Below are 17,540 nucleotides of genomic sequence, written 5' to 3'. Positions count from 1 at the left end.
GACAGCAGGGGGCAATTACCGCCGGAAAGTGGGCCGGCCTCGGACGGCCAGATGTCCAGCCGCATGTCGCGCGGCTGCGTCGGTCAGGACTCCGTCACGAGGGTCGCTATAAGGGCCGTAACGAAGCCCGCGACGTAGGCACCCGCGTAGATTCCCGGAACCCACGGCTCGACGTGGGTCAGCGGCCAGTATTTGGCCCGGTCGTCTCCCCGGCCCAAGGCATGCCACTCGCCCTGCCAGGGCGACGCAGGCAATCGCTGTTCCAGTGCCGCGATGACGACGAACTTGCCCGCATTCAGCTGGCGGTACGACCGAACCAGCCAGAACCATGCCAGGCACAGTGCAAGGAGGAAGGCCAAGGGTAGGGCGAGTAGCAACACCGCCGCCTCCGGCGGTTTCCTCCAGAACACGCCGATAAGAACCAGCACCGCGGTGTTCAGGCTGAGGAAGAAGGTGTTGGCTAGAGCGCGCCGGGCGCTGATCCGGTCGGCCATCTCCACGTAGAGCCGGTACTGCTCCAGAACGGCCGCCTGGTACTTCTCGCGGTGTTGGGCGTAGCTCTCGGTCCCCACACCGGGATTCCAGAGATACGCCGCGACTTCCTCGACTGGCACAGGCTTGGCGGTACGGAAGTACCCGCCGCGCGGCCTCTTCTCGTCGGCCACTGTCCCTCCTTCCGACGTCACGTTCGAGAGAGCACGGCCGCCAGGTAGACGGCGAGTTGCTGACCGAGCGCGTGGGTTCGGCCCGCTTCGTACAGCAGCGTCTCCCGGTTGCGGACCATGAACGGCAGGTCCTCGTACCGGGTGCGGCAGATCAGCACGCTTGGTTTTCCCAGTCCGTGCGCGACCCCGAGCTCATAGAGGACGTCCGGCTCATTGGTCGAGACGTCGGCTACGACGGCAGCACAATCGCGAAGCTGCTCGTGAGTGGCGGCCACTGCGTCCCCTCCGTGCATCAACCGGTCCACACGGACGGCCGTCCCTCCGAGTCGGCTCACCGCTGCCCGGATCGCCACGAAGAACACGTCGTCGAAGTCAGGGTCGAAGGGCATCGCGGCGAACACGGTGAAATCGGGAGAGCTGGCGACCTGACCGTCGCGGCCCGATGGGTGACCGCGGTCGTCCGTGTCGACGTCCACGTCCACCACGTTGCTGGCATGCCGGACGATTCCACCCGCGCCCGTCAGCCGTGACAACCAGGAGATCCCTCGGCGGGCGCCACCCAGGGACGTGCTCATGGGTCGCCGGCGAAGAGTCGTGCGATGTAGTGGCCGAGCCACGCGGGGTCGTTCTGCCGATTCCGGTGCGCGGTCTGCAGGCGCTCGAGGTTTTCCCTCGTCGTCCGGAGCTTCCATGCCGGAACCCCGAGGGAGAGCAGGCGCCGCAAGGCGCCCCGGGCCGTCGCCTCGTCCAGATTGACGACGGCGAGCTCCAGCACCGTGGCGACGTCCCAGTAGTCGGTCGATGCGAGCCCCCCTCTCGCCGCGACCGCGAAGGCCACGACTGGGGACAGCTCCCGCGCACGCTGATACGCCTCGTCCGTGCCCTTGAGCATCAGCAACGTGACGGCATTGACGCCCGGGTAATAGTCCCGCATGTCGGCCTGGAAGCCTCGTTCATAGGCGGCGATCGCGTCGTCCAACGCCTGTCCCGCGAGGAACGGATCCTGCTCGGAGAGCCGCTTGTGCCGGTCCTTGTGCCATCGACCGAGCAGACCGAGTGTCTCCGGGTCGGGACCCCGCTCGTCCAGGAGCGCCTGGAGCATCTCGATGGCACGGCGGTCATCTCCTGGTTCGTTGCGCCGAGTAAGCGCAAAGGCCCCCACCTGCTGGACCGCGGGGTGCCGAGCCACCTCATCGGGCAACTGCTCGAAGAGGCCAATCATCTCGTCGTACGCATCGACGTCGCGGTAACCGAGCAAGAGGTCGACGAGCAGGTCGGTGGGCACCCCCGCGGAGCGGCCCAACCGCGTTTCGATGTCCTTCAGCGCCGCGACCGCCGTCGATGCCGGTGTCAGCCTCGACGCCGAGCGAATCTCGTTGCTCAGCGCGGTGATCTGCCGTACGCGGTCTTGGAACGACTCGGTGACATCGTGCGGCAGGGTGACCCCGGGGTAGCTTTTGATCAGCTGAAACAGTGGGCTGTCCGCGGCCGTGTCCGTCAGTGCGGCATGGAGCTTGCCCACCAGCTGGTCGACGAGTTCAGCGCGCGCCTCCGGCCCGAGCCGGCCGCGCCGGTCGAGTTGGTACGGGACCGCGCGGATCGGCGCCAAGTCGAAGGGCAGCGCGCCGACGCGGGCGAAGACCGAGATGGTGGCGCGCGGCCTCGTGGCATGCCGGATCCCCAGTTCGTACATGACGTTGGGGCTGGCCAATGTGAGGTCGGCCAGGACCACTTCCGCCAAGAGCAGTCGTTCGAACATCGCCAGCTGGACGAATCCGCCGACGCGTTCCTCGTCGGCGCGGATCGCCTCGAGGCCCGCTTGCTCCGCCGCCGGACGGAACGCGCTGTTCCACACGTCGTCGAAGTCGATCTCGAGGCGACTGGCGGGATCCTTCTTCCGGCCGTAGGGCATGACAACAAAAACCGTAGAGAACCGCGCCTCGTCGCTCATCGTTCCCCCGCCTCCCCTGGCGCATCATGCCGCCCTCTCACGCGTCAGACACCTCGCCACACGCAGCAAATGGGCGATCCCCAGCCAAGCGGTCGTCGCATCCCCCGGGGTAATGACGCTGCGTTCTCAGCGGTTAACTCGCGGCTCCGCCACGCCGCTAGCTGCTTCTTGCCGTTGCTACATCTGCGTGCCCCCTATGCAATCCCTGCAGAGCCGCTCGCACAGTGACGGACAATGGGAAGTGCCCGGGGCGAACGGGGGCGTCGGTGTCCGAGACGTTGCTGACGGCCTTCAGCGTCGGTGGAGCCCTCGGGAGCTACCTTGGTTACCACGTAGGCGTCTGGCGGGCAGCCAGGCGGGCCGCTCGTGCCACCTACCGCACGCAGCGTGGACTCCGCTGAACCTTGGTGACATACCCCTGCGTTTCGTCTGGAGCCGGACGCTGCAATCTGAATACAGCAGCTGACATGCGCGTCGGCCATGGGAGTCGCCGCAATCCCCATCGAAGCCTCAGCCAGCCACGCGACAGACCGTCGGCCGTAGGCAGGCAGACCTGTGCAGTTCCCTGCGCCCGTCAGACGATCCGGCATGGACAACAACAGCTCACCGGGAGGAGCCTGTTGGCCCGGCGGCAGAGTGAGAGGCCTCCCAATGCCCGACAGCGACGCCAGCGGTGGGCGCATCTTCGTGAGCCACACAGGCTCCGATAAGCGTCTCGCCACGGCACTCGAGCACGCCATCGAAAGCCTCTGCACGGGAAGGATCCGGGTATGCCACTCGAGCCGTAAGGACAGCGCCGGCGGCGTGCCTACCGGGGTCGACTGGTTCGTCTGGATAGGGGAACAGGTCCGCGAGGCCGACCTGACCATCGCCGTGCTAACGCCAGCTTCGCTCGCCAAGCCCTGGCTGCTCTGGGAGACCGGAGCGGTCTATGGCGCCACCTACGCCGCCTCGGACGGTCGCGCCGAGCGTCCGCTGTGGCCGCTGCTGTTTAAGGTGGCTCCGGGACAGTTGCCCGGCCCGCTGGGGGCCATGAATCGACAAGCTCGAAGGGGAGACGACCCGCAGGAGATTAGACAGCTTCTGGAGGACATCATCGACTTCCTGCACGATCGAGGAAGACTTAGCTCCTCCGATCTTCGACAAGCAACTCGTCGCGTGGACGACACGCTGGACAACTACCTCTCGGCTATCCAGAGCGCGCTTCGCGACCTACCCATCGCACCGACCGAAGCGGCCATCCAGGAATGGTGCGCCCGCTTAGACCACCTGGCGGCCAAGAGTCGATTTTCGGAAGTCGACCACCTTAGGGACTGGCTAGACATCGCGTTCGGACGGGATGAAAACGATCGTGGACGACCTCTCGACTCACGTATCCATCGACGACTCGGCGAGCTATACCTGGCATGCGGCAAGTACAAGCAGGCGGCTGAACAACTGCGACTGACCTGGGATCTCGCGCCTCGCGACGTGTACGTGCTCCGGACACTGGGAGAGGCTGCGCTGAAGGATACGGATCTCGAGGCTACTGGCAGTTACATCGAGGAAATTGAGCGGCTCGATCGCCAGGCCTTCCAGCGCAATGCCGATTGTGCCGCCTTGAAGGGCAAGCTGCTGCGCCTTAAGGCGGACTTGCCAGGTGCGCGCGAGGTCTACGCCGCTGCGCTCAAGCAGAACCAAGACAGCTACTACCTCTACGACCTACTCGGACAGGTGGAGTTGCAACGAGGAGACATGCCGGCCGCCACGAAGGCGTACCGAGAAGCGCTGAACGCTGTAGGAAGGCTGGACGAACGATCGATGTGGGCGAGTGCGACTGCCGCGACCGCGTCACTTGTTCTCGGACAACAGGCTGCCATGACTCAGCATCTCGCTGCATTCGCACGCACCAGGCCGTCTCTCGACAGCGTCCGCGCCTTGGAAGGAGCGCTCGCTGCCTGCAACGATCACCTCCCGCCTTCTCTACAGGTGTCGCGAGACGCCTTACGAGTCCCTGGGCGTGAGGCGCTGCAGCCAGGATGACCAGCTACGTGCGCTCTTCATCTCGCAGCCACCACGGATTGCTGACAACCACAGCCGGGCAGACCATCCGAACGTGGATCCGGTGGAACCGGCCCTGTTTTTCATGCCTGTGCCGCCGGTGACGGATGTGCCAGACGGCTGCGCCGGCGTAACCGGTGCTTCCGGAACCGTTCCCAACCGGCATCAGCGGGAGGAGAGTAGGCATGGCGGCGACGCCGTCCGGGGCTCGCCTGCTCGCGAGAGGAACCGTCGCATGCACGCGCGCTCGACCACGATCTCCGGCACGCCAGCGAACATCGACAAGGGCCTGGTCTACGTCCGCGACCGCGTGCTCCCCGCCGTCATGGGGATGGACGGCTTCATCGGGCTGTCCATGCTCGCCGACCGGCACTCCGGCCGGTGCATCGTCACCTCCGCCTGGGAGGACAGCGCCGCCCTGAACAACAGCGCCGGCCAGGTGAAGGCGATGCGCGCCCGCGCCGCCGAGATCCTGGGCGGGCCGGCGGTCGTGGAGAACTGGTCGATCGCCCTGCTGCACCGCTCCCGCCCCGCACCGGAGGGCGCCTGCGCCCGCGTGACCTGGACCCGCGGCCGGCCCGAGGCGCTGGACCGGATGACCGACGCCTTCGGCGTGAGCATCGTCCCGCGGCTGGAGGACCTGCCCGGCTTCTGCTCGGTGAGCATGCTTGTCGACCCCGTCGACGGCCGCACCACCACCACCGTCACCTACGACAGCCGCGAGGCGATGCACGAGGCGCTGGACCGCGCCACCCAGCTGCGCCAGGACTTCACCCGCTACATGTCCGCGCAGGTGGTCGAGGTCGCCACCTTCGACCTGGCCGTCGCCCAGCTCCGGGTGCCCGAGACGGTGTGACGTGGGGGCAGCGGTGCGGTGATCAACCCGCTCCGCTGCCGACCGGCAGCACCGGCGCGGTCACCGATCGGGAGCCGCCCATCCACGTCGGCAGCAGCAGCATCTTGACCCCGGCTCCACCCGTCACGACGACGTGCACGTCGGCCGGTGACCCGGCCACGGTCAGTCCCTCCACGGCATAAGCGGGTACCCCGGCACGGAAGGCCAGCGACGCCGCCGTCTCCTGCAGCAACGCGCTGCCCTGCTCGAAGAGGAACTCCCCGATCCGCTCGTGCCCCCAGCCGTGCATCGCCAGGAGCTCCGCCGGCTCCGGCGGCAGCAGCAGGAACTGCTCACCGAGCGCCCCCCGCGCCGGTTCCCCCGACGCGAGCACGACACCGGCCATCGCCGCCGCGGCCGGCCCCAGCACCGACGGGGGCTGCCGGTAGTTCTCCCCCGGCAGGACCTCCACCGTGGCGCCGGCCCCGATCACCGTCACCGCGTCGACGTCCACCCCCCACCCGCGGCGCTGCGCGAGCGACGGCAGCGGCCGTGCGGCCTCCGCCGTGCAGCAGGTGTACTTCGCCGGCGAGCCGATCGTCGCCATGTCGGTCAGCCCGGCGGTCGCGCCCCCGATCCCGGCGAGCGCCATCGACACCGCCCGCCCGATGCAGGCGTTGGCCCGGTTCCCCGTGCCCAGGCCACCGGCTCCCGACGTCATCCCCAGCCGGGCGGCGACCGGGCCGTGCACGAGCACCGCCACCGCCGGCGCACCCGTCGTCGTCGAGATGCCGAGCAGGTTGAACGAGTCGTCCAGCGCCGCCCGGCAGGCGGACACCACCACCGGCAGCTCCGCCGGCCGGCACCCGGCGAGCACCGCGTACCAGGCCACCGCCCGCACCGTCAGCGCCCCGAACAGCGGCGGCACCAGACCCAGCTCCGCATCCGGCGCCCCGACGCCGGCCAGCATCTCCCGCAGCCGGCTCGCGGTCGGCGGGACGACCGGAAGACCGTCCCCGTGCCCCGCCGCCAGCAGGTCGGCCAACACCGCAGCCTGGTCGGCGTCGGCGTCGACCAGCGGCAGGTCCGGCCCGGTCACCGGGGAGCCGGCACCGCGCGCGACACGGCGGCCGTCGCCCCGAACGACGGGATCCACGCCGAGTGCTTGCCGGCGCCGCCGGCCACGAGGACGTGCAGCATGTCCGGTCCGGTGCTGACCGTGAAGAAGTCGCCGTCGGGCTGCACGCCCCAGTCCTCGAACTGGCGGTGGTTCTCCTCCGACACCTTCGACACCGGGATCCGCGCCTGCTCCCAGAGGCGTTCCCGCAGCGCCTCGACCGTCCAGCCGTCGCGGTGCAGCGTCGCCGCGTGCTCCGGTCCGAGCACCAGGAAGTGCGGACCCTTCACGTAGAGGTTGTTCGACCCCGTCTGTGCCATCGTCCCGGCGATGGTCATGAGCAGCCCCTCGGCGGTCGTGCTGCCGTGGTCGTTGATGTTGTGCGGGCCCTCGCACGCCGCCACGGTCACCGCCGACTCCCCCGGCTCGAACCCGCGGCGCACCGAGAACGGCTCGAACGGGCTCTCCTCCTCGTTCTCGCCGAAGCACCACGTGTACTTCGCCGGTCCGCCCTGCGTCGACCGGTCCATCGACCCCGGCCGGGCACCGCCGATGTGCGTGGTCACCAGCTGCACGGCCCGGCCGATCACCGCGTTGGCCCGTGTGCCCTGGCCGAAGCAGTTCGTGCCGCAGTTGATCCCCAGCGAGGTCCGCGCCGGGCCGTTCACCACGACCAGCGGTGCGCACGGGTGCGTCGTGGCCAGCACGCCGTGCAGGTTGTACTCCGGCGCCAGCAGGGCCCGGACCGCCGCCAGCACCACCGGCAGGTCGGCCGGCCGGCAGCCGGCCATCACCGCGTTCGCCGCGAAGCTCTCCCGGGTCGGCACCAGCCCGGACGGCGGCACCGGCCCCAGCTCCAGGTCGACGCCGTCGATCGCGGCGAGCGCCGCCGCCACCCGCTGCGGCGTCGGTGGCACCGTCGGCAGTCCGTCGCCCCAGCCGCGCTCCCAGGCGACCTCGTGCCAGTTCTCCTCGGTCACCCCGGGGAGCTCGACCACCTCCGCGCTCATCCGTTCCCCCGCGCATCGTCGGCCAGCGGCAGCAGCGCCCCGGCGGCGGCGTCGATCCGCTCCGCCAGCTCCCCCTCGTTCAGCCCGCCCACCGGGTGCGGCACCACGATGACGCGCGGCGTGACCCGCCGCGCCTTCGCCTGCGCCTCCACCAGCGGCAGGAACGTCGAGGTCACCAGCAGGGGTGCCACGACGCCACGCTTCTCCAGTTCCACCGAGTCGTGGAGACTCCACGACGAGCACGAGCCCTAGTCACCGACCGCCACCAGCACCATCTTGTAGCGCTGGGAAAGCCAGTCGATGACGTCCTTGTCGGCTGCGGCCGAGGCGTTGGGCTTGCTGGCGAAGCCCAGCTCGGGCAGTTGCCAGTGGGCCTGCAACCGGTCCCCCACCCCGCGCAGCAGCTCGGTGGCGTTCGGCTTGGAGTTGGAGAACAGCGCGACCTCGGTCCAGTCCGCGGTGCCGCCCGCCGGCGCGGTCGCCTCCCCTTCATCCGCGGGCACGCCGAACGTCGGGTCGACGACCCGCAGCCCCGAGGACCCGCCCGGCGCCCGCAGCGCGGCCACGACCGCCTGCCCCGCGGAGGCCCCGTCGTCGGCGGCCGACGGCATCGACCCGGCGGCGCCCGAACGGGCGTCACCGGCCACGACGACCGTCTCGACGGCGGTACGCACGCCGTCCGCGGTCTGCAGCCGACCGGTCCCGTCGGCCGGCACGCCCTCGACCAGGTCGGCCGGCCCGCGCCGTCCGACGTAGGGGAACAGCCCGTTCACCGCCAGCTCCCGCTCACCGCCGGGCGTGGCGACGACGACGCCGGAGAGCACGCCCTCGCCCTGCAGGGCGGTGACCGACGCCCCGGTCAGCACCTCGACGCGGTCTGCGGCGGCCAGCCGCTGCGCGCGGTCCGCGCTCCAGCGCGGCTCCCCGGGCACCAGCACGGTGACCGCGGACGCCACCGCGGCCAGCTCCAGCGCCTCCTCGGCGGTCCACTCGTCGTCGCCGACGACCGCGACCGCCCGCCCCCGGAACAGCGGTCCGTCGCATCCGGCGCAGGTGGAGATCCCGCGGCCGACGAGCAGCTCCTCGCCGGGCAGGCCCAGCCGTCCGGCGCTCAGCCCGGTGGCGACGACGACCGCGCGTGCGGTCACCGGGCCCTCCGTCGTCTCCACCCGGACCGGGTGCCCCGCCTGCAGCCGCGTGACCTCGGCGAAGCCCATCGTGACCCCGGCAGCCTCCGCGTCGGCCACCAGCCGGGACAACAGCCCGCCCGACTCCACCACCTCGCCCGGCTCCGGGTAGTCGTGCACGGCGGTCAGGTTGACCAGTTGCCCGCCCGGGGCCATCCGGTCGTAGGCCACCACCCGCAGCCCCGCCTCGGCCGCCACCCGGGCCGCGGTCAGCCCGGCGATGCCCGCGCCGACGACGGCGACGTCCCAGTCGGTGCTCATGAGCTCACCAACCCGGTCGAGATCCGCGGCCACAGCTGGTCGGCGCCGGCATCGGCCATCCGCCGCCCGAGCTGCCGGCTCCAGAACCGCTCGCTGCCGAACTCGTCGCGCCAGGACCACAGCCTCCGCGTCACCTGGCCCAGCTCGTACTCCTTGGTCATGCCGATCGCGCCGTGCGCCTGGTGCGCGGCCCGGGAGGCGACGGTCGCCGCCTCGCTCGCGGCCGCCTTGGCCGCGGCCACGTCGAAGAAGCCCGGGTCCGGGCGCGCGTTGAGGGCCGCCACCTCGGTGGCCAGCCCGGCGAGCTGCGCCTCCTCGGCGATGGTCACCAGGTGCGCCTGCACCGCCTGAAAGCGGGCCACCGCCCGGCCGAACTGGTGCCGCTCGTTGGTGTAGCGGATGGTCAGCTCGCTCACCCGCGCCAGCGCTCCGGCGATCAGCGCCGCCCGGCCCAGCGCCCCGCGCAGCCGCAGCGCATCGACGTCCACGCCCTCCGGAGCGGGGGCCACGTCGTCGTCGGAGAGCGGGACGTCGTGCCACGTCAGCGTGTCGCGCGGCTCCAGGGCGAGGTTGCGGCCCGGGGTCACCTCCGCCGCGGCGGTGGGAGCGGAGACGACGGAGCGCCCGCCGCCGACGGCGGGCAGCAGCACCACCCGGGTGCTCCGCCCGCCCCACGGCACGCGCTGCACCCGGGCGCTCAGCCGCCAGGACCCCGGCCCACCGGACAGCTCCACCACGTCATCCGGGCGGCCGACCGCCACCGACAGCGGCCCCGCGGGTAGTTCCAGCCCGGCCGCGGCGAGCGCCCAGCCGCCGAGCAACCCCGCCTCGGCGAGCGGCACCGGCGCCGAGAACCGGCCGGCCGCCGCCAGCAGCGCGCACGCGTCGGCGACGTCCCCGCCCGACCCGCCGGCCGCCTCGGGCACGGACACGTACGGGAAGCCGGCCTCCACCAGGGCGGACCACAGCCGCTCGCTCCAGCCGGTGCCCTCCGCGGCGACGACGTCCTCGGGCGTGGACAGGTCGCGGAACAGCCCCGTCGCGACCTCGGTGAGCATCGTCCGGTCCTCGCTCATGAACCCAGTCCCTTCGCGGCCACGGAACGCAGGATCTCGGTCGTGCCGCCGCGCAGCGTGTACCCCGGCGAGTTGAGCACCGCCTCGGCCAGCAGACGCTGGAAGAGCGACCCCGACTCCTGGTCGACCTCCACCTCGGCCGCGGTGCGCAGCGCCTCCACCAGGTCCTGCTCGAACCGGGTGCCGATCTCCTTCACCAGCGCGGCCTCCACCGCGGGCGCCTCGCCGGCGTCCAGGGAGCGGGCCACCGACAGCGACAGCTGCCGGATCGCCCAGAAGCGGGCGGCGAACCGTCCGACCACCGTCGCGTCGCCGTCGTCGACGGTCCCGCCGGCCTCCCGCAGGAACTCGCGGAGCACGGGGAACGTCGACAGCCAGCGGTCGGGCCCGCTGCGCTCGTAGGCCAGCTCGCTGGTCACCTGCTCCCAGCCCGACCCCACCTCGCCGAGCACCATGTCGTCCGGCACGAACACCTCCTCGAGGGAGACCTCGTTGAAGTGGTGGGAGCCGTCGATGAAGGGGATCGGCGAGACCGTCACGCCGGGCCCGCGCAGGTCGACGATCAGCTGGGAGAGGCCGACGTGCTTCTTGCCCTCCTCCATCGGCGAGGTCCGGCACAGGACGGCGAAGTAGTGGTTCAGGTGCGCCTCGCCGGTCCAGACCTTGGTGCCGGTGACGCTCCAGCCACCCTCGACCTTGGTCGCGCGGGTGCGCACGGAGGCGAGGTCGGAGCCCGAGTCGGGCTCGCTCATGCCGAGGGAGAAGAAGATCTCGGCCGCCGAGATGCCCGGGAGGAACTTCCGCCGCTGCTCCTCGGTGCCGTACTGCAGCAGGGCCGGGCCGGTCTGCCGGTCGGCCACGAAGTGCGCGCCGATCGGGGCCCCGGCCGCCAGCAGCTCCTCGGCCACGATGAACCGCTCCACCGCGCTGCGCCCGTGCCCGCCGTACTCCGGTGGGATCGCCATCCCCACCCAGCCGCGGGCGGCGAGCTTGCGGGAGAACCCGGGGTCGTGCCGGGCGGCGAAGCCCAGCGCCGGGAAGTGGTCGGCGGGCAGCTCCGCGGCCAGGAACTCGCGCACCTCGGCGCGCAGCGACTCCTCGGCGGGGCTGAGAGTGGTGGCGCCGAAGTGCACGGCGGGCCTCCTGGGTCGGGGGTGCCCGCCGGGCCGTCCGGTCGGACGGCCCGGCGGGAGGGTCAGGCGGTCTCGCGCCGCCGCTGGGACCACATCTGGGTGGCCCGCTCGAAGTGCAGGGCGGCCTCCCAGCCGATCCCGGGCGGGCCGGCCTCGGTGCGGAAGGAGCGCACCGCCTCGCGGGCGAGCTCGGGGTCCTTGGCGGCGCGGCCGGCGAGCTCCAGCGCCAGGTCCTCCACCTCGTCGTCGGGCACGGCCTTCCACGCCAGCCCGATCTCGGCGGCACGGACGCCGTCGATCTCCTCGCTGAACAGCCCCATCGCGGCGGTGGCCTCGCGGCCGGCCGTCCGGGAGCTGATCGTGAAGTAGCCCCCGCCGGGGTGCAGGCCGATCCGCAGGAAGCCGGCCAGCAGCCGCGCGCGCTCCGACACGACCCGCAGGTCGGTGGCCAGGGCCAGGTTCATGCCGGCGCCCACCGCGGCTCCCCGGACGGCGGCGATCGTCGGGACCTGCAGCACGCCCACCCGGCGGAACGCCTCGTAGACGGCACCGAGCTCCTTGTAGGTCTTGTCCTCGGCCTGGTCGGAACCCGCCGTCCAGCGGCGGCGGTCGGCACCGGAGCAGAACATGCCGTCCTTGCCCCGGACGACGGCGGCACCGATCGCCGGGTCGCGGTCGATGTCCTCGCACAGCTCCGACAGCTGCATGCCCATCTCGGGCGTCAGGCCGTTCTTGACCTCGACGTTGTCGACGGTCAGGACGGCGACGCCGCCCTGCTTCTCCAGGTGTACCTGTCCCACGGGGCAGTCCTGCCTCTCTGTTGTGCGGCTATTCGCCGAGCGGGGCGCGCTGTCCGGTGGTGCGGACGAGGACGTCGACGGCGGTCGCCCCGCCCCCGCGCGCCCCGACGATGAGCGGGTTGATCTCGAGCTCCACCAGCCGGTCCCCGGCGGTGGCCGCGGCCTGCGACAACCGCACCACCGCGTCCACGGCGGCGGCGACGTCGGCGGGCGGCGCGCCGCGGAAACCGGCCAGCAGCGGCCACGCGCGCAGGCTGCGCAGCATCGACCAGGCCCGCTCGGGGGTCAGCGGGGCCAGCCCGGACGCGATGTCGCGGTAGAGCTCGGTGGTCACCCCACCGAGCCCGACGGTGACCACCGGGGGGAAACCGTCGCGCCCGGCGGTCGCCGCCAGGATGAGCTCGGTGCCCGGTGGGATCAGCTCCTGCACGAGCACCCCCTCCACCCCGGGGACGTGGTGTCGGCGGGCCGCCTCGACCAGCTCGGTGAAGACCCCGGCGGCCTCCTCGGCCGGGACGCCGACCCGCACCCCGCCGACCTCGCTCTTGTGCGCCAGGTCCGCGGCGGCCAGCTTGAGCACGCCCGGACCCGGCAGCGCGGCGACCGCCTCGCGGGCCGCCTCGGGAGTGGTCACGAGCGTGGACGAGGGCTGGCCGATGCCGATCGCGCGCAGCAGCCCGGCGCCGTCCACCACATCGGTCCCGAGCAGCTCCCGGACCCGCGCCGCGGGCACCTCGGCGGCCGGTGGCAGCGCCGGTGCGGTGCCGCGGTGCGCCGGCGGGGCCATGCGGGCGGCGGCCCGGGCGACGTCGCCGACCGAGCCGAACACCGGGATGCCGGCGTCGCGGAACACCCGGCGCCCCTCGGTGGTGAGCTCCTGGCCGGCGATCCAGCCGACCAGCAGGGGCACCGGCAGTTTGCTCGCGGTGGTGACCAGGTCCTCGGCCAGCCGCGCGCCGGCGTCGCCGACCACCATGGTGACGAACACGGCGATGGCGTCCACCGAGGGGTCGTCGGCGACGATCCGGCAGACGTCGCCGAACGCGTGCGCGCCGCGGTTGAACAGCTGGGCGGTGACGTCGACGGGGTTGGCCAGGGCGCCGAAGGCGGGGATCAGGGGGCGCAGCCGGTCCTGGGTGCCCGCGGAGAGCTCCGGCATCTCCAGCCCCAGGTCGTCGCACTGGTCGGCGGCCAGGCTGCCGGCGCCGCCGGAGGTCGTGACGACGGCGACCCGCCGGCCCTCCGACCGCTTGCCGGTGGCCAGCAGCGCGGCGACGGAGAGCAGCTCGTCGATGTCGTGCACCAGCACGACGCCGTGCTCCTCCGAGGTGAGCACGAACGCGACGTCGTCCCCGAGCATCGAGCCGGTGTGGCTGGCGACCGCACGGCGCCCGGCGCTGGAGCGGCCGGACCGCAGCACGACCAGGTGCTTGCCCGCCTCGCGCGCCCGGCGGGCGAGCGCGGCGTAGCCCTGCCCGTCGTCCGTCGCCTCCACGTAGAGCATCAGCACCCGGATGGCCGGATCGACCAGCAGCTCCTCCGACACCTGGACCAGGTCGAGGTCGGCCTGGTTGCCGGTGCTGGCCCAGGCGGCCAGCCCGAGCCCCATGTCGGTGGCCAGGTCGAGGACCGAGCCGCCGACCGCGCCGCTCTGCCCGACGTACGCGACGCCGCTGTCGTGCGCCAGCGGTCGGTCGGCGGCCGCGGTGAACGTGGCGACGACGCCGGTCGGCGCGTAGAGGAATCCCTGGCAGTTGGGACCCAGCACGCGGACACCGGTCTCCCGGGCCACGGCGGCCAGCCGCTGCTGCAGGGCCATCCCCTCCGGCCCGACCTCGGCGAACCCGGACGCGTAGACCACCGCGGCGGAGGCGCCGACGGCCGCGGCCTGCCGGATGGCGTCCTCCACCCGGTCGGCGGCGACGAGCACGAGCACCAGGTCGACCGGGCCCGGGACGTCGGCGAGGGTCGGGTAGCACTTCTGCCCGACGAGTTCGTCGTAGTTCGGGTTGACCGGGTAGATCCCGCCCTCGTACCCGTGCTCCACCAGGTAGCGCAGCGGGCGGGACATGAGGTTCTCGGCGCGCCCGGAGATGCCGAGCAGGGCGATGCCCCGGGGGCGCAGGAGCGCGCGCAGCCCGTCGGGGCGGGCGTCGGTCGACGGCACTGTCAACGGATGCCCCTTCCGGGAGGGCGACGGGGGCGGGTACCGAGAGCTAAGTTGACGTCGACGTCAGTGTCAACACGCGCCCGGTGCCGTGGGTCCGGCGCACGGAGGGGGGCCGCGGTGCCCGATCGACGCCTCGCGGACGGGCCCACCCGGGCGCTGCCGGTACCCGCCGGCCAGGGCCCGCCGACCTCCGCCGACGGCGCAGCGGCGGCACCCCTCCCGACCACCGAGCGCGGCCGGCAGATGCGTGCCCGGCTGCTGGTCGCCGCCCGCGAGGTGTTCGAGCGCGACGGCTTCCTCGACGCCCGGGTCACCGACATCTCCGCGGCGGCCGGCGTCGCGCACGGCAGCTTCTACACCTACTTCCGGTCGAAGACCGACGTGTTCCGGGCCCTGGTCGCCGGCACGATGGACGAGCTCTACGCCTCGCTGGGTGGCGCCGCCCCGGAACACGGGCGGCGCGCCCCCGACCGGCTGCGCGAGGCCGTGCAGGGCATCGAGCGGGCGAACCGGCGGTTCGTCGCCATGTACCGGGAGAACACCGCGCTGATGGCGCTGTTCGAGCAGGTGACCACCTTCGACCCCGAGGTCCGCGGCGTCCGGCTGGCCGCGCGGGAGCGGATGGTCGGCCGCGTCCGGCACAGCATCGAGCAGTTCCAGGCCGAGGGACTGGTCGCCGCGGACCTGGACGCCGAGTACAGCGCCCACGCGCTCGTCGCCATGGTCAACGGCCTGGTGCACTACTGGCTGGTCCTGGGTGCCGACTTCGACCAGGACCGCCTGGTGGAGACGATGACCCGGCTGTGGGCGCAGGCGCTCGGCCTGCCCGTCCGGCCCTGAGCCCCCGCGTCAGCCCGTGATGCGGGTGGCCAGGGTGCCGATCCCCTCGATGGTCACCTCGATGTGGTCACCGCGCTGCAGCGACCCCACCCCGGCGGGGGTGCCGGTGAGCACCACGTCGCCGGGGAGCAGCGTCATCGCCTGGCTCACCCACGACACGCACTCCGCCACGTCGCGCAGCATGTCGGCGGTCGTCCCGTCCTGGCGCAGCTCCCCGTTGACGGTGGACCGGAGCCACAGCGCCGAGGGGTCCAGCTCGGTCTCCACCCAGGGCCCCAGCGGACAGGCCCCGTCGAAGCCCTTGCCGCGGGTCCACTGCCCCTCGGACTTCTGGACGTCGCGCATCGTGAGGTCGTTGGCCACGGTGTAGCCGAGCACGACGCCCGGGACGTCCGTGGCGTCGACGGCCTTGCACCGGCGGCCGATGACGACGGCCAGCTCCCCCTCGTAGTGCAGGTCGGAGGTCAGCGCCGGGTACTCGACCTCGGCTCCCGGGCCGACCACGGAGGTGGAGGGCTTGAGGAAGACGATCGGGATCTCGGGCACCTCGTTGCCGAGCTCCTTGGCGTGCTCGGCGTAGTTGCGCCCGAAGGCGACGACCTTGGTCGGCTCGACCGGCGCCAGCAGGGTGACCTCGGCCAGCGGCGTGCGCTCGTCGGTCCGCCGGACGCCGTCGAACGGCGCTTCCTCGAGCCGGACGACGGCGGCGGCCTCGCCGTCCCCGTCGACCACGCCGTAGGCGGGCGTGCCGTTCCCAGCAGGGGTGTAGCGGACGATGCGCATCAGATGGCCCGCACCATGCCGCCGTCGACGAGCAGGTTCTGCCCGGTCTGGTAGGTGTTCGCGCCGGAGACGAGGAACGCCGCCACCCGGCCGAACTCCTCGGCGGTGCCGTACCGCCCCATGGGGATGCCCTTCTCCGACTGGGCCCGCACCTCCTCCACCGACTGGCCGGTCTGCTTGGCCCGGTTGGCATCCAGGGAGGCCACCCGGTCGGTGGCGATCCGCCCCGGGCCCACGGTGTTGACCAGCACGCCCTCGGACGCGAACTCGATGGCCAGCGACTTGGCCAGGCCGACCACGGCGACCCGGTAGGTGTTGGACAGCAGCAGGTTCTCGATCGGCTGCTTGACCGACGACGACGTGACGACGGCGATGCGGCCCCACTTCTGCCGGCGCATGTGCGGCAGCACACCGCGGATCAGCCGCACCGTGCTCATCAGGTTCAGGTCGTGCGCCTGGTACCACTTCGCGTCGTCGACCGCGTCGAACCCACCCGGCGGCGGGCCACCGGCGTTGGCGACCAGCACGTCCACCCCACCCAGGCGCCGCTGGGTCTCCTCCAGCAGGCGGGCGACGTCGGCGGCATCGGCGACGTCGGCGGCGCAGTACTCGACCTGCGCGCCGGTGGCCTCGGCGATCTCGGCGGCGGTCTTCGCCAGCTGCTCCTCGCCGCGGCTGGAGATCATCACCCGGGCCCCCTCGGCGGCGAGCTGGGTGGCGGTGGCCCGCCCGAGGCCCTTGCTGGCGGCGGTGACGAGCGCGACCTTGCCGGTCAGTTCCAGGTCCATCGGTTCACTCCACGGGGTTGATGAGGTCACGGAAGCCGGCGATCGAGCAGCCGGCGGTGTCGCCGGGCCGGATGTGCACCGCGCCGGGGGTGCCGGTGGAGATGATGTCGCCGGGCAGCAGCGTCATCACCCGGGAGTGGAAGGCCACCAGCCACCACGGGCGGAAGGTCATGTTCGACACCACGTTGCGCCGGTGGACCTCGCCGTTGTGCAACGTCGAGACCTCCAGCGTGTCCACGTCGGGCACCTCGTCGACGGTCACGAACTCCGGGCCGAAGCTGAAGAACGTGTCGAAGCTCTTGGACCGGGTGAGGTAGCGCGGGTTCTTCTCGAGGATGTCCTCGGCGGTCATGTCCACGATCGTGGTGAAGCCGGCGACCACGCCGGGCGCGTCGGCCTCGTCGACGTCCCGGCACTTCCGCCCGATGACGAGGCCGAGCTCCCCCTCCGCCGTCGTCCGGTCCGACTGGGGCGGGATCCGGATCGCCTCACCGGGGCCGATGATGGCGGTGTCGGGCTTGAGGAATGAGGCGGGCTCGGTCGAGGGTGCCTTCTCCTTCAGGTCCGCCGCGTGCTCCACGTAGTTCAGCCCGATCCCCCAGATCTTGCGGGGACGGCGGTAGAGCGGCGCGTAGGACAGCTGGTCCTGCGGGATCGCCAGCTCGTCCAGCATCCCGGCCGGGGCGCCGCCGACCCACTGGCGGAGCGCGTCGACCTCGCCCTTCTCCAGCAGCTCCTGCACGGTGCCCGACCAGGTGGTGCCGAGCGCCTCGTTCACGGCGCTGAGCAGCACGGCGCCGGACGGCCGGACCAGCGCCGCTGGTTCGGCGCCGTCGATCCGCAGGGACGTCAGTCGCACAGGGTCCTACCTCTCTCGGGGGCGA

Annotated in this window: 15 protein-coding genes and 1 pseudogene; 3 read left to right on the top strand and 13 right to left on the bottom strand. The window is 72.1% G+C overall.

Annotated features, from left to right (window positions below; genetic code table 11):
* Window positions 1-83: 83 nt before the first annotated feature.
* The 3 genes from ACI790_RS00750 to ACI790_RS00740 are packed head-to-tail and all read right to left on the bottom strand — an operon-like array spanning window position 84 to window position 2,616.
* On the bottom strand, window positions 84-665 hold the full coding sequence (locus ACI790_RS00750; protein WP_456567862.1) for a RipA family octameric membrane protein: 582 nt from the start codon (window positions 663-665) through the stop codon (window positions 84-86).
* 17 nt (window positions 666-682) lie between these two features.
* The gene (locus ACI790_RS00745) at window positions 683-1,240 is read right to left on the bottom strand and encodes a hypothetical protein (protein ID WP_456567861.1); all 558 of its coding nucleotides are present in this window, start codon (window positions 1,238-1,240) and stop codon (window positions 683-685) included.
* On the bottom strand, window positions 1,237-2,616 hold the full coding sequence (locus tag ACI790_RS00740) for a TRAFs-binding domain-containing protein (RefSeq protein ID WP_456567860.1): 1,380 nt from the start codon (window positions 2,614-2,616) through the stop codon (window positions 1,237-1,239). The genes ACI790_RS00745 and ACI790_RS00740 overlap by 4 nt, the downstream gene beginning before the upstream one ends.
* A gap of 651 nt (window positions 2,617-3,267) precedes the next feature.
* Between ACI790_RS00740 and ACI790_RS00735 the strand changes: the two genes are divergently transcribed.
* Window positions 3,268-4,638, top strand: a complete 1,371-nt coding sequence (locus tag ACI790_RS00735) for a TIR domain-containing protein (RefSeq protein WP_456567859.1) — start codon at window positions 3,268-3,270, stop codon at window positions 4,636-4,638.
* A 253-nt stretch (window positions 4,639-4,891) separates the two neighbouring features.
* Window positions 4,892-5,512, top strand: a complete 621-nt coding sequence (locus tag ACI790_RS00730) for a hypothetical protein (protein ID WP_456567858.1) — start codon at window positions 4,892-4,894, stop codon at window positions 5,510-5,512.
* A 22-nt stretch (window positions 5,513-5,534) separates the two neighbouring features.
* Here ACI790_RS00730 and ACI790_RS00725 read toward each other — a convergent pair whose 3' ends face one another.
* The 7 genes and pseudogenes from ACI790_RS00725 to ACI790_RS00695 all read right to left on the bottom strand — a co-directional run bounded on the left by ACI790_RS00725 (window position 5,535) and on the right by ACI790_RS00695 (window position 14,242).
* The gene (locus ACI790_RS00725) at window positions 5,535-6,590 is read right to left on the bottom strand and encodes a hypothetical protein (RefSeq protein WP_456567857.1); all 1,056 of its coding nucleotides are present in this window, start codon (window positions 6,588-6,590) and stop codon (window positions 5,535-5,537) included.
* Window positions 6,587-7,618, bottom strand: a complete 1,032-nt coding sequence (locus ACI790_RS00720; protein WP_456567856.1) for a hypothetical protein — start codon at window positions 7,616-7,618, stop codon at window positions 6,587-6,589. Before ACI790_RS00720 ends, ACI790_RS00725 begins: the two co-directional genes overlap by 4 nt.
* Window positions 7,615-9,066: pseudogene (locus ACI790_RS00715) on the bottom strand (UGSC family (seleno)protein). The gene ACI790_RS00720 and the pseudogene ACI790_RS00715 overlap by 4 nt, the downstream one beginning before the upstream one ends.
* On the bottom strand, window positions 9,063-10,142 hold the full coding sequence (locus ACI790_RS00710) for an acyl-CoA dehydrogenase family protein (protein WP_456567855.1): 1,080 nt from the start codon (window positions 10,140-10,142) through the stop codon (window positions 9,063-9,065). The pseudogene ACI790_RS00715 and the gene ACI790_RS00710 overlap by 4 nt, the downstream one beginning before the upstream one ends.
* A complete protein-coding gene (locus tag ACI790_RS00705; protein WP_456567854.1) occupies window positions 10,139-11,275 on the bottom strand; it encodes an acyl-CoA dehydrogenase family protein in 1,137 nt (378 codons plus the stop codon). The genes ACI790_RS00710 and ACI790_RS00705 overlap by 4 nt, the downstream gene beginning before the upstream one ends.
* Window positions 11,276-11,337: 62 nt before the next feature.
* Window positions 11,338-12,075: an enoyl-CoA hydratase-related protein gene (locus ACI790_RS00700; RefSeq protein ID WP_456567853.1), complete on the bottom strand. Its 738-nt coding sequence runs from the start codon at window positions 12,073-12,075 to the stop codon at window positions 11,338-11,340.
* Between the two features lie 28 nt (window positions 12,076-12,103).
* Window positions 12,104-14,242 (bottom strand): acetate--CoA ligase family protein, encoded by a 2,139-nt coding sequence (locus ACI790_RS00695; protein ID WP_456568129.1) that lies wholly within the window; start codon window positions 14,240-14,242, stop codon window positions 12,104-12,106.
* A 120-nt stretch (window positions 14,243-14,362) separates the two neighbouring features.
* Here ACI790_RS00695 and ACI790_RS00690 point away from each other — a divergent pair, with 120 nt between their 5' ends.
* Entirely contained in the window at window positions 14,363-15,085 is a 723-nt protein-coding gene (locus ACI790_RS00690) for a TetR/AcrR family transcriptional regulator (RefSeq protein ID WP_456567852.1), read from the top strand.
* A gap of 9 nt (window positions 15,086-15,094) precedes the next feature.
* On the opposite strand, the gene ACI790_RS00685 is transcribed toward ACI790_RS00690, so the two are convergent.
* From ACI790_RS00685 to ACI790_RS00675, 3 genes are read right to left on the bottom strand one after another with little or no spacing between them, the layout of a single operon-like run.
* Window positions 15,095-15,868 (bottom strand): fumarylacetoacetate hydrolase family protein, encoded by a 774-nt coding sequence (locus ACI790_RS00685; protein ID WP_456567851.1) that lies wholly within the window; start codon window positions 15,866-15,868, stop codon window positions 15,095-15,097.
* Window positions 15,868-16,656 carry an SDR family oxidoreductase gene (locus ACI790_RS00680; protein WP_456567850.1) on the bottom strand — a complete coding sequence of 263 codons (789 nt, stop codon included), beginning with the start codon at window positions 16,654-16,656 and terminating at the stop codon, window positions 15,868-15,870. The genes ACI790_RS00685 and ACI790_RS00680 overlap by 1 nt, the downstream gene beginning before the upstream one ends.
* Before the next feature lie 4 nt (window positions 16,657-16,660).
* Window positions 16,661-17,515: a fumarylacetoacetate hydrolase family protein gene (locus ACI790_RS00675; RefSeq protein ID WP_456567849.1), complete on the bottom strand. Its 855-nt coding sequence runs from the start codon at window positions 17,513-17,515 to the stop codon at window positions 16,661-16,663.
* Window positions 17,516-17,540: the final 25 nt, after the last annotated feature.

Source organism: Blastococcus sp. SYSU DS0539 (genome assembly GCF_054050855.1).
Note: the sequence above shows the minus strand (reverse complement) of the source record. Positions and strands in the feature narration are given on the sequence as shown.

Coding starts and splice junctions, on each gene's coding strand:
- ACI790_RS00685 (WP_456567851.1), bottom strand. CDS start 15,868: ATGCGCATCGTCCGCTACACCCCTGCTGGGAACGGCACGCCCGCCTAC.
- ACI790_RS00735 (WP_456567859.1), top strand. CDS start 3,268: ATGCCCGACAGCGACGCCAGCGGTGGGCGCATCTTCGTGAGCCACACA.
- ACI790_RS00710 (WP_456567855.1), bottom strand. CDS start 10,142: ATGAGCGAGGACCGGACGATGCTCACCGAGGTCGCGACGGGGCTGTTC.
- ACI790_RS00745 (WP_456567861.1), bottom strand. CDS start 1,240: ATGAGCACGTCCCTGGGTGGCGCCCGCCGAGGGATCTCCTGGTTGTCA.
- ACI790_RS00680 (WP_456567850.1), bottom strand. CDS start 16,656: ATGGACCTGGAACTGACCGGCAAGGTCGCGCTCGTCACCGCCGCCAGC.
- ACI790_RS00720 (WP_456567856.1), bottom strand. CDS start 7,618: ATGAGCGCGGAGGTGGTCGAGCTCCCCGGGGTGACCGAGGAGAACTGG.
- ACI790_RS00730 (WP_456567858.1), top strand. CDS start 4,892: ATGCACGCGCGCTCGACCACGATCTCCGGCACGCCAGCGAACATCGAC.
- ACI790_RS00740 (WP_456567860.1), bottom strand. CDS start 2,616: ATGAGCGACGAGGCGCGGTTCTCTACGGTTTTTGTTGTCATGCCCTAC.